This window comes from Streptomyces galbus (assembly GCF_005280195.1).
Lineage (GTDB): Bacteria > Actinomycetota > Actinomycetes > Streptomycetales > Streptomycetaceae > Streptomyces > Streptomyces galbus.
The window spans coordinates 75,661-94,588 of the sequence record NZ_SZPR01000009.1; the positions used below are offsets into that span (position 1 = coordinate 75,661).

The 18,928-nt window shown below is 73.7% G+C and carries 14 protein-coding genes; 5 read left to right on the plus strand and 9 right to left on the minus strand.

Annotated elements, in window-relative coordinates:
• Positions 1-138: 138 nt before the first annotated feature.
• The gene (locus E4U92_RS07990) at positions 139-1,608 is read right to left on the minus strand and encodes a diaminobutyrate--2-oxoglutarate transaminase family protein (protein WP_137299642.1); all 1,470 of its coding nucleotides are present in this window, start codon (positions 1,606-1,608) and stop codon (positions 139-141) included.
• A gap of 793 nt (positions 1,609-2,401) precedes the next feature.
• On the opposite strand from E4U92_RS07990, the gene E4U92_RS07995 reads away from it, so the two are divergent.
• Positions 2,402-3,631, plus strand: coding sequence for a trypsin-like serine peptidase (locus tag E4U92_RS07995; RefSeq protein ID WP_137299594.1), 1,230 nt, complete (start codon positions 2,402-2,404; stop codon positions 3,629-3,631).
• Between the two features lie 185 nt (positions 3,632-3,816).
• Here the strand turns inward: E4U92_RS07995 and hflX are convergent, their stop codons facing one another.
• The 6 genes from hflX to miaA all read right to left on the minus strand — a co-directional run bounded on the left by hflX (position 3,817) and on the right by miaA (position 12,591).
• Complete coding sequence (gene hflX, locus E4U92_RS08000) at positions 3,817-5,310, minus strand: GTPase HflX (protein ID WP_137299595.1); 1,494 nt, start codon at positions 5,308-5,310, stop codon at positions 3,817-3,819.
• Between the two features lie 145 nt (positions 5,311-5,455).
• On the minus strand, positions 5,456-7,141 hold the full coding sequence (locus E4U92_RS08005) for a M1 family metallopeptidase (protein ID WP_137299596.1): 1,686 nt from the start codon (positions 7,139-7,141) through the stop codon (positions 5,456-5,458).
• A 158-nt stretch (positions 7,142-7,299) separates the two neighbouring features.
• A complete protein-coding gene (locus tag E4U92_RS08010; RefSeq protein WP_137299597.1) occupies positions 7,300-9,555 on the minus strand; it encodes a RelA/SpoT family protein in 2,256 nt (751 codons plus the stop codon).
• Between the two features lie 298 nt (positions 9,556-9,853).
• Positions 9,854-10,723: a diaminopimelate epimerase gene (gene dapF / locus E4U92_RS08015; protein ID WP_137299598.1), complete on the minus strand. Its 870-nt coding sequence runs from the start codon at positions 10,721-10,723 to the stop codon at positions 9,854-9,856.
• 136 nt (positions 10,724-10,859) lie between these two features.
• On the minus strand, positions 10,860-11,312 hold the full coding sequence (locus tag E4U92_RS08020) for a hypothetical protein (RefSeq protein WP_229863369.1): 453 nt from the start codon (positions 11,310-11,312) through the stop codon (positions 10,860-10,862).
• Between the two features lie 340 nt (positions 11,313-11,652).
• Complete coding sequence (gene miaA / locus E4U92_RS08025; protein WP_137299600.1) at positions 11,653-12,591, minus strand: tRNA (adenosine(37)-N6)-dimethylallyltransferase MiaA; 939 nt, start codon at positions 12,589-12,591, stop codon at positions 11,653-11,655.
• Between the two features lie 225 nt (positions 12,592-12,816).
• Here miaA and E4U92_RS08030 point away from each other — a divergent pair, with 225 nt between their 5' ends.
• Positions 12,817-13,218, plus strand: a complete 402-nt coding sequence (locus tag E4U92_RS08030) for a hypothetical protein (protein WP_168725064.1) — start codon at positions 12,817-12,819, stop codon at positions 13,216-13,218.
• 23 nt (positions 13,219-13,241) lie between these two features.
• On the plus strand, positions 13,242-13,493 hold the full coding sequence (locus E4U92_RS08035) for an antitoxin (RefSeq protein ID WP_137299602.1): 252 nt from the start codon (positions 13,242-13,244) through the stop codon (positions 13,491-13,493).
• A gap of 128 nt (positions 13,494-13,621) precedes the next feature.
• Here E4U92_RS08035 and E4U92_RS08040 read toward each other — a convergent pair whose 3' ends face one another.
• A complete protein-coding gene (locus E4U92_RS08040; protein WP_137299603.1) occupies positions 13,622-14,359 on the minus strand; it encodes a class III extradiol dioxygenase subunit B-like domain-containing protein in 738 nt (245 codons plus the stop codon).
• A 233-nt stretch (positions 14,360-14,592) separates the two neighbouring features.
• Positions 14,593-16,122, minus strand: a complete 1,530-nt coding sequence (gene miaB / locus E4U92_RS08045; protein ID WP_137299604.1) for a tRNA (N6-isopentenyl adenosine(37)-C2)-methylthiotransferase MiaB — start codon at positions 16,120-16,122, stop codon at positions 14,593-14,595.
• Positions 16,123-16,329: 207 nt separating this feature from the next.
• Here miaB and E4U92_RS08050 point away from each other — a divergent pair, with 207 nt between their 5' ends.
• Positions 16,330-17,352 (plus strand): LacI family DNA-binding transcriptional regulator, encoded by a 1,023-nt coding sequence (locus E4U92_RS08050; protein ID WP_137299605.1) that lies wholly within the window; start codon positions 16,330-16,332, stop codon positions 17,350-17,352.
• 282 nt (positions 17,353-17,634) lie between these two features.
• Positions 17,635-18,768, plus strand: coding sequence for a glycoside hydrolase family 12 protein (locus E4U92_RS08055; RefSeq protein WP_137299606.1), 1,134 nt, complete (start codon positions 17,635-17,637; stop codon positions 18,766-18,768).
• Positions 18,769-18,928: the final 160 nt, after the last annotated feature.

The following is an 18,928-nucleotide window of genomic DNA, read 5'->3' on the forward strand; positions in this document are numbered from 1 at the left end:
GCGGCGGGAGCAGCGGTGGTGCTCCGGTCGGCGGTGCAGGGGGCGGCGGGCGAGGTGGGGACGGTCAACGGAGTTCCTTGCAGGGCGGGGTGGTCGGTCGGTGCGGGGGCTGCAGGGTGGCCGTGGGGCGAACGGCGGTCAGGGGATCGGTCGGCCGGGGCGCTCGGCTCTGCCCCTGGCCACCGCCTCCACCGCGTCCGCCAACCGGTCGAGGACGGCGGTGGCCTGTTCGTCGGTGATCGTCAGGGGTGGGAGCAGGCGGACGACCGAGGAGTGGCGGCCGCCGAGTTCGACGATCAGGCCTCTCCTCAGGCACTCGCGCCGGATGGCTGCCGCGAGGCCGGGCGCGGCGGGACGGGGGGCGCGGGGGACGGGGTCCAAGACGGCAGGCCGGCTCGTCGCGGCCTTCGGTTCGGCACGCGGGTTCCGCGCGTCCGCCTCGGCCTGACTCTCGTCCGTCCGCCGCGGATGCCTGTCTTCCCGATGCGGAGCCTCGTACCCCTGCTGTTCCGGTGCCGCGGCCTCCTGTTCCGGGTCGACCACCTCCAGCCCGATCATCAGGCCGCGCCCCCGGACGTCCCCGATGCAGGGGAAGCGGTCCGCGAGCGTGCGCAGTTGGGTCAGCATGCGGGTGCCCAGGGTGGCGGCGTGGTCGGCGAGGCGGTGCCGGCGGACGTAGGCCAGGGTGGCGGTGCCGGCGGCCATGGCCAGTTGGTTGCCGCGGAAGGTGCCGGCGTGGGCGCCGGGTTCCCAGACGTCGAGGTCGTCGCGGTAGACGACGACGGCGAGCGGGAGGCTGCCGCCGATGGCCTTGGACAGGACCATCACGTCGGGAACGATGCCACTGTGCTCGACGGCCCAGAAGGCGCCGGTGCGGCCGACGCCGGTCTGGATCTCGTCGGCGATCAGCGGGATGGAGCGGTCGGCTGTGATCTGCCGCATGCGGCGGAGCCATGGGTCCGGTGCCGGGATCACCCCGCCCTCGCCCTGGACGGGTTCGAGGATCATCCCCGCGGGCGGGCGGACGCCGGACCGGGGGTCGTCGAGGAGGTACTCCGTCCAGCGGGCGGAGAGTTCGGCGCCCGCCTCGCCGCCGGTGCCGAAGGGGCAGCGGTAGTCGTACGGGTAGGGCAGGCGGGTGACGCGGACGTCGGTGGCGTGGCCGGAGGCGTCCTGGGCGGCGGCGGTCATGCCGTGGTAGGCCCCGGTGAAGGCGAGGACGCCCGTGCGGCCGGTCGCGGTCCGGACGAGTTTGAGGGCGGCCTCCACGGCGTCGGTGCCGGCGGGGCCGCAGAACTGCACGCGTGCGTGGTCGGCGAGCCCGGGCGGCAGGGTGTGGAACAGCTCGGTGACGAAGGCGTCCTTGACGGGAGTGGCGAAGTCGAGGGCGTGCAGGGGTGCACCGGAGTCGAGGACGGCGCGGATGGCCTCCAGGACGACGGGGTGGTTGTGGCCGAGCGCGAGGGTGCCGGCGCCGGAGAGGCAGTCGAGGTAGCGACGGCCGTCCGCGCCCTCCACGGTCAGGCCGCGAGCGCGCACGGGCACGATCGGCAGGGCGCGCGCATAGGTGCGGGCGGAGGACTCGCGCGCCGCCTGGCGTCGCACGATCCCCTCGTACCCGGGGCGCGGACCGCCGTGCCCGGCCTCACTCCCGAGCTCACGCTCGTCCTCGTGGGTCCCGCCGAGGAGGGCGCCGGTGCCGGCACCGGTCGGCCCTCGTCCTCCGGACGTCTCTCCGGAGCCTCCGGAAGTCCCACCGGACACAGATTCGGTCACGGCCACGGCTCGCAGTCCTCCCGCTGTCCAGAGGTGAGTTCGGTCGTCGCGGAGTGCCGGGTGGGGGCGGCGGGGGTCCGGTCGGGGACGCGGCCGTTCCGTCGGCGGCGAGTTCCCGGCCGGTCACGGGGGCGGCCGGCGCTCGGCCCTGCTGCCCGTGGCGGCCGGCGTCGCGCTGCGGTCCGCCCCGGTGTGACGTGGTCCGGCCCGTCGGCGCCGCCCCGCCCTTCCGCTGATCACCCGCTGGTCTTCCGCGCGGAGCCCGCCCGCGGGCATCCGGCTCCTCACCGCTACCAACCCCGTTCGGGCTCACGGGTTACGGCCTCGCGTCGAGATCGTCGCGACGACGGGAGCAGTACCGCCGGCCGCGCGCCCCCACCCGGCCACGCCGTCCGCCCGTGCACCCCCGCCCGCTCCCTCCCGGCCACCCGGCGAAGCAGCAGGTCAGGAAGCCCGTAGCGAAACCGTTGCCGTTCCGTCGGAAGTCCCCCACGGGGACGGCATATTGTGTGATGCCGTTCCACAGGGCTGTGGGACGCGTCTGAACCCGGCATGAAAGCACCGTGAGTTCAGCGGGTTGTCCGGGCCACGGTGTCCAGTTCGTCCACCTCAGGGGAGTAAGACCATGCGACCGATACGGCCGTCGTTCACCGCTCGTCGAGGCGGGAGCACGCGCCGCCGACCCCTCCCCGCCCTGTCGGCCGTCGCCCTTGCCTCCGCGCTGGCGCTCACCGCGACCGCGTGCGGCGGCGACGACACCGACGCGACCGGACAGTCGTCCGCGTCCGCCTCGGCCACCGGCAGCGGCCACGGGAAGATCAGGATTCCGGACGACCTGAAGAACCGGCTCAAGGAGCACGGGATCGACCTCGACAAGTGGAAGAACGGCGCCTGGAAGAACTGGGACCGGGACGACTGGCTGCGCGAGGCCAAGGACTTCGTCAACCCGATCATCGAGGGACTGTGGGACCCGGACCGCATGCGGGGCGCCGAGGACCCCGACCGGGGTGTGGACAGTGGTGACCTCTCGGCCGACCAGGGCGTGACCGATCCGACGCCGGACCCGGTGGACGCGCAGGCCGTGCCGACCACCTACCACGCCAACGCCGCCGAGGCGGGCAAGGTGTTCTTCGACTCCCCCGAGGGCACGATGGTGTGCTCCGCGACGGTCGTGAAGGACCCGGCGCACCCGGGCAAGTCCAACCTGGTGTGGACCGCGGGCCACTGTGTGCACGCGGGCAAGAAGGGCGGCTGGTACCGCAACATCGCGTTCGTGCCGTCGTACAACGACGCGGGGTTGTCGACCTCGGCGCTGCAGACCGCGACCCGGGAGCAGGTGGCCCCGTACGGCGTCTGGTGGGGCGACTGGGCGCGGACCTCGGACCAGTGGATCGCGCAGGGCGGTCAGACCGGCGGCGACGGCGCGCCGTACGACTTCGCGGTGATCCATGTGACGCCGGAGGAGGGCGGTTCGGGGAAGTCGCTGGAGGAGACGGTCGGTTCGGCGCTGCCGGTGAACTTCGCGGCGCCGGCCGTGCCGAAGGTGCGAAGCATCACGGCGACCGGCTACCCGGCGGGTGCGCCCTACGACGGGCAGAAGCTGTACCAGTGCCAGGACAAGCCGGGGCGGCTGTCGCTGGGGGCCTCGGACCCGACGATGTACCGCATCGGCTGCACGATGACCGGTGGTTCGTCCGGTGGCGGCTGGGTCGCGGCGGGCTCGGACGGCAAGCCGGCTCTGGTGTCCAACACCTCCATCGGCCCGGTCCGCTCGGGCTGGCTCGCGGGACCGCACCTGGGTGCCGTGGCCAAGGGCGTGTACGACTCGGTGAGCAAGAAGTTCGCCGGTCGGTGACGCTGCGCTGAGCACATCGCGGCACGGCACCCGCTGCCTGAAGCGGGTGCCGTGCCGCATCTCTACGCGGTAGGAGCAGGACCTGCGACGGGCCGTGATCCCGTACGTGCGAAGGCCCGCCCCTTGCGGCGAGCAAGGGGCGGGCCTTCATATGGGCCTCGCTGCGCGTGGGCCGGGCGCAGGTTCTAGAGCGCCTGCGCCGGTACGTACGGTGCGAGGTCCGCGGCCAGTTCCTCGTGGACCCGCGCCTTGAGCAGGGTGCCCTCCGCCGTGTGCTCCGCGGAGATCACCTCACCCTCGGTGTGGGCACGGGCGACCAGCTTGCCGTGGGTGTACGGCACGAGCGCCTCGATCTCGACGGACGGCCTGGGCAGTTCGTTGTCGATCAGCCCGAGCAGTTCGGCGATGCCCTGGCCGGTGCGGGCGGAGACGGCGATGGAGCGCTTCTCGACCCGCAGCAGCCGCTGGAGCGTCAGCGGGTCGGCCGCGTCGGCCTTGTTGATCACGACGATCTCGGGCACGCCGGTGGCGCCGACGTCCCGGATCACCTCGCGCACGGCCAGCAGCTGCTCCTCCGGGTTGGGGTGCGAGCCGTCCACCACGTGCAGGATCAGGTCGGCGTCGCCGACCTCCTCCATGGTGGAGCGGAACGCCTCGACCAGGTGGTGCGGCAGGTGGCGTACGAAGCCGACGGTGTCGGCCAGGGTGTAGAGCCGGCCGCTCGGGGTCTCCGCCCGGCGGACGGTGGGGTCCAGGGTCGCGAACAGGGCGTTCTCGACCAGGACGCCCGCGCCCGTGAGGCGGTTGAGCAGGGACGACTTGCCGGCGTTGGTGTAGCCCGCGATGGCGACGGACGGCACCTTGTTGCGCCGGCGCACCTGGCGCTGGACGTCGCGGCCGGTCTTCATCTCCGCGATCTCCCGGCGCATCTTCGCCATCTTCTCGCGGATCCGTCGCCGGTCGGTCTCGATCTTGGTCTCACCGGGACCACGGGTGGCGAGGCCGCCGCCCTTGCCGCCGCCCATCTGCCGGGACAGCGACTGACCCCAGCCGCGCAGCCGCGGCAGCATGTACTGCATCTGCGCGAGCGCGACCTGCGCCTTGCCCTCACGGGACTTGGCGTGCTGGGCGAAGATGTCGAGGATCAGGGCCGTACGGTCGATGACCTTGACCTTGACGACGTCCTCGAGGTGGATGAGCTGGCCCGGGCTGAGCTCACCGTCGCAGATGACGGTGTCCGCGCCGGTCTCCAGCACGATGTCGCGCAGCTCGTCGGCCTTGCCGGAGCCGATGTAGGTGGCGGCGTCGGGCTTGTCGCGGCGCTGGATCACGCCGTCGAGCACGAGGGCGCCGGCCGTCTCCGCGAGGGCGGCGAGCTCGGCGAGCGAGTTCTCCGCGTCCTGCACCGTCCCCGAGGTCCAGACGCCGACGAGGACGACCCGCTCCAGGCGGAGCTGCCGGTACTCGACCTCGGTGACGTCCTCGAGCTCGGTGGAGAGGCCCGCCACGCGGCGCAGGGCCGCGCGCTCGGAGCGGTCGAACTGGTCGCCGTCGCGCTCTCCGTCGATCTCGTGGCTCCAGGCGACGTCCTCTTCCATCAGGGCATCGGCCCGGAGACCTTCGGGGTAGGCGTGCGCGAAGCGCTTGGTGTCCTGGGAAGGGGAAGAGGAGGAGGTCATTGGATCCTTACGTCGATGGGGATGCCTGTGCGGCGTTCACTTCTGACAACGCGCGAGTACCCCGGGAGATTCCCGTGTCCCGCCCCTGTCGCGTACCACGCCGACCGGACGATGGTCGCACGGTGCGGCACGTCTCGTCATCGCCTTATTCGACGGACGCCGCAGCCCTTTCTCCGTCCGGCGCGGCGGATGCCGCGGCCTTCCGGTCGCCGTGCGGGGCAGGCACCGTGGCGGCCTTCTGCTCGTCCGGCCCGGCGGGCGGCGTGGCCTTCCAGTCCGGGTGGCCGGGCATCGGCGGGGTCTTGTCGCCGTACAGCCAGTCGCGGAAGAAGCCGTCGAGGTCGCGGCCGGAGACGCGGGCCGCCAGCGCCGTGAAGTCGGCGGTCCCCGCGGTGGCGTCGTGGTTGCGCCGCACCCAGGCCCGCTCAAGCTGCTCGAACCCTTGTTCGCCGATCTCCTGGCGCAGGGCGTACAGGACGAGCGCCGCGCCGTCGTAGACGTTCGCGCGGAAGATGCCGATCTTCTGACCCGGCTCGGGCGGCTTCGGCGCCGCGGGCGGTCCGCCGGTCGCGCGCCAGCGGTCGGAGGCGCCGTACGCGGCCTTCATGCGCGCCTCCATCGGCCGGTCGGCCTTCTCCTGCGCGTACAAGGACTCGTACCAGGTGGCGTGCCCTTCGTTGAGCCACAGGTCGGACCAGGTGCGCGGGCTGACGCTGTCGCCGAACCACTGGTGGGACAGCTCGTGCACCATGATCGACTCGACGTACCAGGCCGGGTAGGCGGGGTCGGTGAACACCTCCCGCTCGAAGAGGGACAGGGTCTGGGTCTCCAGCTCGTACCCGGTGGAGGCGTCGGCGAGGAGCAGCCCGTACGTCTCGAAGGGGTACCGGCCGACCTTGCTCTCCATCCAGGTGATCTGGTCCGGGGTCTTCTTCAGCCACGGCTCCAGCGCGTCGCGGTACCGGGTCGGCACGACGTCCCGCACGGGCAGTCCGCCCGGGCCCTCGCGGCGTACGACCGTGGAGTGGCCGATGGACACCTGCGCGAGCTCGGTGGCCATCGGGTGCTGGGTCCGGTACGTCCACGTGGTCGAGCTGTCGCCGCGGTCGACGCCGGTCGGCAGGCCGTTGGCGACGGCGGTGTAGTCGTTCGGGGCGGTGACCCTGATGGTGAACATCGCCTTGTCGGAGGGGTGGTCGTTGCACGGGAACACCAGGTGGGCGGCGTCCGCCTGGTTGGCCATGGCCAGGCCGTCCGCGGTGCGCACCCAGCCGCCGTCCCGGTCGGGCGCGGGGGCGGGGTCGCTGGTGTGCCGCACGGTGATGCGCGTCCAGCGGCCCCGCGGCAGGGGGCGTTCGGGGGTGACGACCAGGTCGTCGCCAGCCTCGGTGAAGGCGGCCGGCCGGCCGTCCACCTCGACGGAGCGGACGGTGCCGTGGGCGAAGTCGAGGTTCACGCGGTCCAGAGGGGCCGTCGTCCGGGCGGCGATCGTGGTGACCGCCTGCAGCGGTTCGCTGTTCCGGCCCGAGTAGGTGAAGGCCAGGTCGTACGCCGCCACGTCGTACCCCGGGTTGCCCAGGTACGGGAAGAGGCGGTCGCCCACGCCCAGCGGGGCCGCGGGGGCGCTCGCCGCGAGCAGGGCGAAGGAGACGGCGGACGCGGCGCCGGCGAGCAGCACGGCCCTGGCCCGGCGCCGGCACGGCGCCGTGAGGCCCCGGCGGGCACCCCGCACGCGGGGTGGGCCGTCAGCGGTGGGCGTCGGCGGGGTGTCGGGCGGGGACGCGGCGGCGGAGGGCCTGCGGGACCGGGCGGCGCGGAGGGTGAGCGGCATGCACCACCGCTACCAGCGCCCGCCCGCCCGACGGCGACGACGCGCGCCCGGCCCACCCGAACGGGTCGCTCACGCGCGCGTGGGGTTTCAGGGGGCCGCGGGGGCGCCCGGCTCCGCGCGACCAGGCCGACGACCGCCGCGTCGTGCCGGGCGGCGCCTCACGCGGACACGTGGTGCTGCGCGCGCCCCACGTCGTACACCCCGGGCACGTTGCGCATCGCGCGCATCAGGGTGGGCAGGTGGGAGGCGTCCGGGAGCTGGAGGGTGTAGGTGTGCCGGACGCGCTGCTGGGTGGGCGGTTCGACGGTGGCGGAGACGATCTCGGCACCCTCCGTGGCGATCGCCTCGGTCAGGTCGGCCAGCAGGTGCGGCCGGCCGAACGACTCGGCGACCAGGGTGACCCGGCACTCCGTGGTGTCCCCCCAGCGCACGTCGACCTCCGCGCGCCCTGCGTCCCTCATCCGCGCCACCCCGGCGCACTCGACGCGGTGCACGGTCACCACTCCCCCGCGCACGGCGAAGCCGATGACCTCGTCGGAGGGCACGGGCGTACAGCAGCCCGCGAGCCGCGCGCTCGCCTCGGGCCGTCCGACGACGGTGACCCCGTCGCCGGGGCGGGGCGCGGGAGCCTCGGCCTGGGACCGTGCGGCCGCCCCGGCACCGCCCTGCGGTACGGCGGGTGCGGCGCCCTGCTGTGCCGCGGCGGCCTCCGCGGGGTCCGCCTCCGCACCCGCCCAGGCCGCCGCACCCGCCGCGCGGTCGTCCGCGGCCTCCGCGCCGTCCGTCCCGGGGTCCGTCGCCGCCGCGGGGTGCGCCGTCAGCCAGCGCTGGATGGCGATGCGGGCGGCCGGGGTGTGGGCGTGCTCCAGCCACTCGCGGGAGGGCTCGGAGGCGGGGTCCTGGCCCATGAGGAGCTGGACGGTGTCGCCGTCCCGCAGCACGGTGCTCAGGGTCGCGAGACGGCCGTTGACGCGGGCGCCGATGCACGCGTGGGCGTCCTCGCCGTACTGGGCGTAGGCGGCGTCGACGCAGGTGGCGCCGTCGGGGAGGCCGAGCGCGCCGCCGTCGGGGCGGAAGACGGTGATCTCGCGGTCCTGGGCGAGGTCCTCGCGCAGGGTCGACCAGAAGGTGTCGGGGTCCGGCGCGGCCCGCTGCCAGTCGAGGAGCCGGGAGAGCCAGCCGGGCCGGGTGGGGTCGACGCGCTCGCCGTCGGCCGTGGCCTGCTCCTCGGCCGGAGCGGCGGAGGGGTCCGACGGGGCGGTGTACGGGTTGCCCAGGGCGACGACGCCGGCCTCGGCGACCTTGTGCATCTGGTGGGTGCGGATGAGGACTTCGGCGACCTGGCCGTCCTCGCGGGCGACGGCGGTGTGCAGCGACTGGTACAGGTTGAATTTGGGGACGGCGATGAAGTCCTTGAACTCCGAGACGACGGGCGTCAGACAGGTGTGCAGCTCGCCGAGGACGGCGTAACAGTCGGCGTCCTCGTTGACCAGCACGAGGATGCGCCCGAAGTCGGCGCCGCGCAGGTCCCCGCGCTTGCGGGAGACCCGGTGGACGGAGACGAAGTGCCGTGGCCGGATGAGGACCTCGGCCGGGATGTCGGCATCGCGCAGCACCGCGCGGATGGCGTCGCAGAACTCGGCGAGCGGATCGTCCGCGCGGGAGGCGTTGGCGGCGATCAGCTCCCGGGTGTGCGCGTACTCCTCGGGGTGGAGGATCGCGAAGACCAGGTCCTCCAGTTCGGTCTTGAGGGCCTGGACACCGAGGCGTTCGGCGAGCGGGATCAGGACGTCACGGGTGACCTTGGCGATGCGGGCCTGCTTCTCGGGGCGCATCACGCCGAGGGTGCGCATGTTGTGCAGCCGGTCGGCGAGTTTGATCGACATCACGCGGACGTCGTTGCCGGTGGCGACGAGCATCTTGCGGAAGGTCTCGGGTTCGGCGGCGGCGCCGTAGTCGACCTTCTCCAGCTTGGTGACGCCGTCGACCAGGTAGCGCACCTCCTCGCCGAACTGCTCGCCGACCTGATCGAGCGTCACCTCGGTGTCCTCGACGGTGTCGTGGAGCAGCGAGGCGGTCAACGTGGTCGTCTCAGCGCCGAGTTCGGCGAGGATCAGGGTCACGGCGAGCGGGTGGGTGATGTACGGCTCGCCGCTCTTGCGCATCTGCCCGCGGTGCGAGGACTCCGCGAGGACGTAGGCGCGGCGCAGGATGTCGAGGTCCGCGTCGGGGTGGTGGGCGCGGTGGACCTCCACGACGTGGCCGATGGCGTCGGGCAGCCGGTCGCGGGAGGCGGGGCCGAGGAGCGCGGCGCGGCCCAGCCTGCGCAGGTCGATCCGGGGGCGGCTGCGCCTGCGGGCCACCGCGGGCGCTACCGGGCCTGGGGTCGCGGGGTTCGTGGCCTCCGCACTCATGGGGCACCTCCGGCTGCGTCGACCGGCTGACGGGGTGCCCCATGCGGACACGGCTCGGGGCACTGGCGTAGATCCCCCGTCCAGGCCGGTGCTTGATGCTACCGACCTCATCACGCCCGGCCGACCGCCTCTCGCCGAGCGTGAAACGGATCACCCATTCGAGCGAGGCAAAGGAGGTTTACGTTTTCGCGCCACAAGTACAGGCCGTCACCTTCGGCTCGAACCTGCCTGCCGCCCGGGGGACCGCACACCGACCGCGCACACCCTCCCGGGCCTGTGATTCGCAGCCCAACTGCCGTCAGCGCAGGGCGTTTTCCAGCCACTCGCCGTCGATCTCGCCCTCGGCGACGATCACGGCCGGGCCGGTCATCTCGATCTCGCCGTCCGGGTGCTCGGTGATCACCAGGCGTCCGCCGGGGACGTCCACCGTGTACGTGACCGGCGTGCCCGTGGCGGCCGGGTCGGCCCCGTCCCGGCGGGCGGCGGCCACCGCGACGGCGCACGCGCCCGTGCCGCAGGAGCGGGTCTCGCCGGCACCGCGCTCGTGCACGCGCAGGGCGACGTGGCGCGGGCCGCGGTCGACGACGAACTCGACGTTCACGCCGTCGGGATAGGCGGAGGCCGGGCTGAAGGGCGGCGGAGTGAGCAGGTCGCCGGCGTGCGCGAGGTCGTCGACGAACGCGACGGCGTGCGGGTTGCCCATGTTGACGTTGCGCGCGGGCCAGTCGCGCTCGCCCACGCTCACCGTGACGTCCCCGGTCGGCAGGGTGGCCCGGCCCATGCCGACGGTGACATCGCCGTCCTTGTCGATGTGAACGGACTTCACGCCCCCGCGTGTGGCGATCGCCAGGTCTCCCTCGGTGACGAGGCCGGCGTGCTGGAGGTAGCGCGCGAAGACGCGGACGCCATTGCCGCACATCTCGGCGATCGAGCCGTCGCCGTTGCGGTAGTCCATGAACCATTCCGCCTCGGCGGCCATGGCACGCGCCTCGGGGTGTGCCGCGGACCGCACGACGTGCAGCAGGCCGTCCCCGCCGATGCCCGCGCGCCGGTCGCACAGGGCCGCCACGGCGGCCGGGGGCAGGTCGAGGGCGTTGTCGGGGTCCGGGACGATCACGAAGTCGTTCTCGGTGCCGTGCCCCTTGAGGAAGGCGATCCGCGTGCTCATTCCTCGATCGTACGGGGTCGCTACGACAGCGGCTGACGGCCAGGTCGGTGCCCGGGTGAGCCGGGTGCCGCACGCACGCGTGGGCCCTCGGCGCGCCTACGCGCGCGTGCCCGGGGCCCGCCTCCGGCGGGGGCGGTCAGCGCAGCCGGGCCACGCGCCAGACGGCCAGGACGACCACCGCGGCGACGACCACGACGTACGCCAGGACGACCCGCCAGTCCGGCCGGCGCCCGGAGCCCCGCTGGGGCAGGCCGGGCCAGGTGTAGCCGACGCGGCGGGCCGCCATCATGCCCCAGCCGGCCGCGCACGAGCAGATCAGCAGACCGAGCATCGCGATCACGGCTCCGCTGTCGCCGAAGTCGAAGGCGAGCGGGAAGGCGAACATCAGGGAGCCGGTCGCGGCCAGGGCGACGATCGGGGCGAGCTGCCAGATGCGCAGCCGCCGCTGCGGACGCAGCTCCACCTCGACCTCGGGGCCGCCGGTGAACATCTCCTCCGGCTCGGGGCCGTCGTCGGTCACCTCGCCGTCGGACGTGTCGTCGAGCGCCTCGGGCCCGAGAGGACCGATGACCAGAGGTTCGGCGTCCAAGGGACCGGCACTCGGGCGGTCGGCGCCCAGGGCGTCGGCGGGCGGGGAGTGCGCGCCGTCACCGTCGGCACCGTGAGCGCCCGGCGAGCCGCCGTCGGGCCCGAAGGCGCCATCGGCCCGGTCGACGCGCTCCTCGTCCCGGCGCACGTGATCGTCGTCCGCTTCCCCGTCACCGCGTCGTGCGGTGAGGGGTTCGGTACCTTGTGCGGTGTCGCGAGGGCCGGCCTCCATCGCCACGCGCCCTCCCAACCTCGGACTCCACTTGGTCGATCGAAGCTCGATGATGGCACGGCGCCGGAGGCCCGGACCGCGGCCTGGGCGTCCCGATGCCATGACGTGATCAGGCTGTGACCGGTCGTTCGACCAACGCCAGGGCGCGTCGCGGAAGTTCTGTGACATCCGCCGCAGCCCCACTCAACCAGTGCACCCGCGGGTCGCGCCTGAACCACGCATCCTGACGGCGCGCGAAGCGCTTGGTGGCACGGACGGTCTCGGCGCGGGCCTCCTCCTCGGTGCTCTGTCCCGCGAGCGCCGCCAGGACCTGCTGGTAGCCGAGCGCGCGCGAGGCCGTACGCCCCTCGCGCAACCCCTGCGCCTCCAGTGCGCGGACCTCGTCCACGAGACCCGCCTCCCACATCCGGTCCACCCGGCGCGCGATGCGCTCGTCGAGCTCGGGGCGGGCCACGTCCACGCCGATCTGCACGGTGTCGTAGACCGAGTCGTGGCCGGGGAGGTTGGCGGTGAACGGCTTGCCGGTGATCTCGATGACCTCCAGCGCCCGGACGATACGGCGGCCGTTGCTGGGCAGGATCGCCTGCGCGGCCTCCGGGTCGGCGGCGGCGAGCCGGGCGTGCAGCGCGCCGGAGCCGCGCAGGGCCAGCTCCTCCTCCAGGCGGGCGCGGACCTCCGGGTCGGTGCCGGGGAACTCCAGGTTGTCGACGGCCCCACGGACGTAGAGCCCGGAGCCGCCCACGAGGACGGGCCAGCGGCCCTCGGCCAGCAGGGCGTCGATGCGGGCGCGGGCGAGCCGCTGGTACTCGGCGACGGAAGCCGTGACGCCGACGTCCCAGATGTCCAGGAGGTGGTGCGGCACCCCCCCGCGCTCCTCGGGCGTCAGCTTGGCGGTACCGATGTCCATCCCTCGGTACAGCTGCATGGAGTCGGCGTTGACGACTTCGCCGCCGAGCCGTTGGGCCAGGAAAACGCCCAGATCGGACTTACCGGCCGCGGTCGGTCCGACGACGGCGATGACGCGGGGGGCGGGGGGTGCGCTGCTCACCGGACCAGTCTCCCAAACCTCACAGGCCGCCCCCGAACGAGTTACGTGACGGCACGGCACCGGGGTCGTTCCCCGTTGCGAGGTTCCCCGCAGCCAGGCGCAGGGGCGGCACCCCGGCGAGGCGCACGGACGCTCTCCCGGGCTCGCGACGCCGCCCGAGCCGGTGGGACCGGGACCGCACGGCAACGCGGGATGTCGCCCGCACGAGTAACGTATGGAGTGGATATGGGCGTTTTTGCGCGGCTTCTTCGGAGGTCGAAGACCACGGAGGAGGCGGTCACGGAGGAGGTGACCCCGGAGGCGATCCCGGTCGCGGGTGAGGTGTCGGCCGACGGTGAGGTCCCGGCCGGCGACGGGGTTCCGGCGCCCGTGGCGGTGCCCGTTGCCGACGAGGCGGCCCCGGCAGCTGCGGCGGCTGCGGCCACCGACGCGGGGGCCCCGGCGGACTCCGTCACCGAGGCCGCGTCCGACCCCGCCGGCGCTCCGGCCGAGCCGGACGGCCCCGGGGCGGTCACGGAACCGGTCGCCGAGGCCGACCCCGCCGACGCGGACGGGGTCGAGATCCCCCGGCAGCAGTCCGCCGACGAGGCGGCCGACCGCGAGGCCGACGAAGGCGCCCACAGGTGACGGTCCCGTCAGGAAGGTGACCCATGGGTCTGATGGACAACTTGAGAGCCAAGCTCGGCCCGGCCAAGGAGAAGGTCTCGGACCTCGCGCACCAGCACGGGGGCAAGATCACGCACGGCATCGACAAGGCCGCGAAAGTCGTGGACGAGAGGACCAAGGGCAAGTACAGCGACAAGATCCACACGGGCACCGGCAAGGCCAAGGACGCCGTGGACCGGCTCGCGCACAAGGACGGCGGCACGACGCCGCCCAGCGCCCCGCCGCCGGCTTCCTGACGACGGCGGACGGCCGCGCAGCCCCGGCTCGCGACCGCCCGCCGCCCGCCGCCCGCCGCCCGGCGTCCGCGTATGCCGCTTGACGCCCGGCACTTCGCCGTCCCACGCCGGCCAGGACCGTCGGGCTCCTACGACCAGGTCGCGACCAGGTATCCCACCCCGTACGGCGCGTCGTCGTACAGCAGCGTCCCGCCCAGCCCCGCTCCCCCGGCCCCCGCGGCGCTCTCGGCGGCTCCCGCAAGGACCTGCCAGGGCGCACGCCCGGAGACCTTGAGCTCGTCGGCCAGGTCCACGTCGAGGTCCCGCAGGGCCGCGAGGTCCGCGTCGCGCAGCGCGCGGGCCGCCTCGGCGTCGAAGGGCGTCGCGCGCTCGTCGAGGTAGCCGGGCGCCTTGAGGGTGCGGCAGGCGCTGCCGTCGCCCATCACCAGGAGCGCGACGCGTCCCTCACCTGCACCGATCTCCCGGCCGATCCCGAGGCACCGCTCGGTCGCGAGCCGCTGGTCGACGGCCAGCGCCTCGACGGGGGCGTCCGCCCGGTCGACGCGCTGCAGCAGCCACGCGGCGACCGCGAGCGACGGAGGAAGGGCGGGCAGGTCGGCCGCGGCGGGGTCCGGCCGGCCGAGCCGTACGTCGAGGTCCACGCCGAAGCCGCGGAACGTCCCCGGTGAGCCCGCGGGGAACAGCGCGTGTCCCGGTGCCTCGGCGGCGGGCCCTACGACCACGAGCCGGTCCGGCCGGGAGGCGGCCAGGACGCCGAGCGCGTCGGCGCAGGCGGCCCGCGCCCCGTCCAGCTCGGGCGCGGCACCCGCGGCCACCTCGGGCACGAGCAGCGGCGGACACATGCATACGGCGGCGGCGACAAGCATGATCGGCAGGGTAACCCGAGCGAGGCGCGCGACTCGCCGTCACCCCGCGGCCGGAGCGCCCAGAGCCTCAGCGCCTCGACACGCGTCCACGACGGCACCCGATGCGGCCACCCTCCCGCAGACCGGCCGCACCGGCTTCGGCTTCAGCACCGCCCCGGCCGGTCACGGTCCCACCCGCGGCCCTCAGTCGCAGCCGCACCCGCGCCCCTCAGGGGCAGCCCCGCCCGCGACGATCAGTCGCAGCCGCACCCGCTCCCCGTGGCCACCGGCAGCGGGGCCGGTGCGCCGATCTTCGGCAGGCCCAGGAGCACGCCCTTCGGCTGCGCGGTCTCGGCGGCGTTGCGCTTCTCCCAGGCGTCCCCCGCGCGCGTGCGGCGCACCTCGAGCACGGCGCCCTCGGCGAGGAGGTGGTGCGGGGCGGCGTAGGTGACCTCGACGGTCACCACGTCGCCGGGGCGGACCTCCTGCTCGGGCTTGGTGAAGTGGACCAGCCGGTTGTCGGGGGCCCGGCCGGAGAGGCGGTGGGTGGCGCCGTCCTTGCGGCCCTCGCCCTCGGCCACCATCAGCTCCAGGGTGCGGCCGACCTGCTTCTTGTTCTCCTCCCAGGAGATCTCCTCCTGCAGGGCGACGAGACGCTCGTAGCGCGCCTGGACGACCTCCTTGGGGATCTGGTCCTCCATGGTCGCGGCCGGGGTGCCGGGGCGCTTGGAGTACTGGAAGGTGAACGCCTGCGCGAAGCGGGCCTCGCGGACGACGTGCAGGGTCTGCTCGAAGTCCTCCTCGGTCTCGCCGGGGAAGCCCACGATGATGTCGGTCGTGATCGCCGCGTGCGGGATGGCGGCCCGGACCTTCTCGATGATGCCGAGGTAGCGCTCCTGCCGGTACGAGCGGCGCATCGCCTTCAGCACCGTGTCCGAGCCGGACTGCAGCGGCATGTGGAGCTGCGGCATGACGTTCGGCGTCTCGGCCATGGCGGCGATGACGTCGTCGGTGAAGTCACGCGGGTGCGGGGAGGTGAAGCGGACGCGCTCCAGGCCGTCGATGGTCCCGCAGGCGCGCAGCAGCTTGCTGAACGCCTCGCGGTCGCCCATGTCGGAGCCGTAGGCGTTGACGTTCTGGCCCAGCAGCGTGATCTCGCTGACGCCCTCGGCCACCAGCGCCTCGACCTCGGCGAGGATCTCGCCGGGCCGGCGGTCCTTCTCCTTGCCGCGCAGGGCCGGGACGATGCAGAACGTGCAGGTGTTGTTGCAGCCGACGGAGATGGACACCCAGGCGGCGTAGGCGCTCTCGCGCCGGGTCGGCAGGGTGGAGGGGAACGCCTCCAGGGACTCGGCGATCTCGACCTGCGCCTCCTCCTGGACGCGGGCGCGCTCCAGCAGGACCGGCAGCTTGCCGATGTTGTGCGTGCCGAAGACGACGTCCACCCAGGGCGCCTTCTGCACGATGGTGTCGCGGTCCTTCTGCGCGAGGCAGCCGCCGACCGCGATCTGCATGCCGGGCCGGGATGCCTTGCGCGGGGCGAGGCGGCCGAGGTTGCCGTACAGCCGGTTGTCGGCGTTCTCCCGCACCGCGCAGGTGTTGAAGACGACCACGTCGGCGTCGCCGTCGGAGCCCTCCGGGGCGCGCACGTAGCCCGCCTGCTCCAGCAGCCCGGACAATCGCTCGGAGTCGTGGACGTTCATCTGGCACCCGTAGGTGCGGACTTCGTACGTCTTGGCCGAGGGGATGTCCACTGCGGGGCTCCGGTCGCTGCTGCTGGTCATGCCACAAGGGTAGGCGCTCCCCGGAGGGGCCCGTGTCGGCCGCGTCCCGGCCGCCCGGGGGCAGCGGCGCGGGTCTCGTCGGAGCGCCCGCTTTCCCCGGTGGCGGTCGCGGCGGTAGACCTGTGCGGGCCGCGCTCCGGCCGCCGAGGGGCCGTGTGCGCGCGGGGGCGGGGCCGTAAGATCGGTGATCTCGTGGGGGAGGTGGTCATGGGCAGGCGACGCCCTGGCACGCCGACGCTGGAGGAGGTGGCCGCCCGCGCCGGAGTGGGGCGGGGCACCGTCTCGCGCGTCATCAACAACGCGGCGGGGGTGAAGGAGTCCACCCGGCGCGCCGTGCAGCAGGCCATCGCGGAGCTGGGTTACGTGCCCAACCTCGCGGCCCGCTCGCTGGCCGGGCGGCGGGCCGACGCCGTGGCCCTGGTCATGACCGAACCGGACTGGCGGCAGTTCGCCGAGCCCTTCTTCTCCGAGATCGTCACCGCGCTCGGGGACGCCGTGGCGGACACCGGGCTGCAGCTCCTGCTGACCCTGGTGCGCTCCGACGCCGAGCGGCTGCGCTTCCTGGAGTACGCGCGCGGGGGGCGGGTGGACGGGGTGCTGCTGATGTCCGTGCACGCCGACGACCCGCTGCCCGACATGCTCGCCGAGGCGCGGATGCCGACCGTGCTGCTCGGGCGCCGCTCCGCCGAGGAGTACGTCAGCTACGTCGACGCGGACAACGTCGGCGGGGCCCGCACCGCGGTGGGCCACCTGATCGGGCAGGGCCGCACGGCGATCGCCACCATCACCGGGCCGGCCGACATGTACGTCGCCCAGTGCCGGCTGCGCGGCTACCACGAGGCCCTGGAGTCGGCCGGCCTGGGCGGCAAGCCGTCCTGGATCGCCGAGGGCGACTTCACCGAGGAGAGCGGGCGCCGGGCCATGGCCCGCCTCATCGAGCGGCACCCGGAGATCGACGGGGTGCTCGCCGCGTCGGACACCACGGCCGCCGGGGCGCTGCAGGCGCTGCGCGCGGCGGGGCGGCGGGTACCGGAGGACGTCGCCGTGATCGGCTTCGACGACTTCCCGCTGGCGCAGCGGACGGCGCCGCGGCTGACGACGGTCCGCCAGCCGCTGGAGGAGATCGGGCGGGCCATGGTCCGGCTGCTCCTGGAGGAGATGGAGGAGCCGTCCGTGGCCTGGCGGCACGTGATCCTGCGGACCGAACTGGTGCTGCGCGAGTCCGCCTGAGCGACCCCGGGACGCCGTGGGAGCGGCCTCCCTCGGGTCCCCCTTCCCGTTCGCAACATTTCGGGAGCGCTCCCAGCGATCTCCGCGCACCGACGACCCGTCCGCCGTCGTACCTCTGACCTGGGGCTTCGAAGTCGCTTCGACGGACCGGCGTCAAAAGTCTTGTCAGGGACATGAGCCGCTCCTTACAGTCCCAACCGAACCGAGGGAATGGGAGCGCTCCCATTCGCATGTCGTGGGAGCGCTCCCGCATGCCCCCCATCCCTTCGAAGAGGACCCGCAATGCGACCGTCAAAGCACCATGCACGTCGAGCGCGTGGCCTGTTCGGCGCGCTGCTCACCTTCCTCGCCGCGCTGGCGGCGCTGCTCACCACCACCTCGGCCGCCCAGGCGGCCACCACGATCTGCGAACAGTACGGCTCCACGACCGTCCAGGGCCGCTACGTCGTCCAGAACAACCGCTGGGGCACCAGCGAGACCCAGTGCATCAGCGTCGGCGACTCCGGGTTCACCATCACCCAGGCCGACGGCTCGGTCGCCACCAACGGCGCCCCGAAGTCGTACCCGTCGATCTTCAACGGCTGCCACTACACCAACTGCTCGCCGGGCACGAACCTCCCGGCCCAGCTCAGCTCCATCTCCAGCGCCCCCACGTCCATCTCGTACTCGTACGTGAGCAACGCTGTGTACGACGCCGCCTACGACATCTGGCTCGACCCCACCGCCCGCAAGGACGGCGTGAACCGCACCGAGATCATGGTGTGGTTCAACAAGGTGGGCCCGATCCAGCCGGTCGGCTCGCAGGTCGGCACGGCGACGGTCGCCGGGCGCCAGTGGCAGGTGTGGTCCGGCAACAACGGCTCCAACGACGTGCTGTCCTTCGTCGCCCCGTCGGCGATCGGCAGCTGGTCCTTCGACGTCATGGACTTCGTCCGGCAGGCCGTCTCCCGCGGCCTGGCCCAGAACAACTGGTACCTGACCAGCGTCCAGGCCGGCTTCGAGCCCTGGCAGAACGGCGCGGGCCTCGCGGTGTCGTCGTTCTCCTCGTCCGTCAACACGGGCGGCGGCAGCGGAGACCCGGGCACCCCCGGCGGCCCCGCGGCCTGCCGGGTGACGTACGGCACGAACGTCTGGCAGGGCGGCTTCACCGCCGACGTGACGGTGGCCAACACCGGTTCCGCCCAGGTCAACGGCTGGAAGCTGGCGTTCGCCCTGCCGTCGGGCCAGCAGATCACCAGTGCGTGGGGCGCGACCGTGTCGCCGTCCTCGGGCGCGGTCACCGCGAGCAACCTGGCGTACAACGGCCAGCTCGCGCCGGGCGGTCAGACGTCCTTCGGGTTCCAGGGCACCTACAGCGGCACCTTCGTCAAGCCCTCCGGCTTCACCCTGAACGGCACCGCCTGCACCACCGCGTGACCCGGGGGCGATGCGCGCGGCCCCGCACCGCCGCGCATCGCGCCCCCGCAGGACCGCGCCGCCCCGCGGCGCACCGCTCCGGAGGTCCGCCCGTCCGCCGCCGCCGATCGGACGGGCGGGCCTCCGGTCCCGCACGGCACCGCCCCTGGGACCCCGCCCC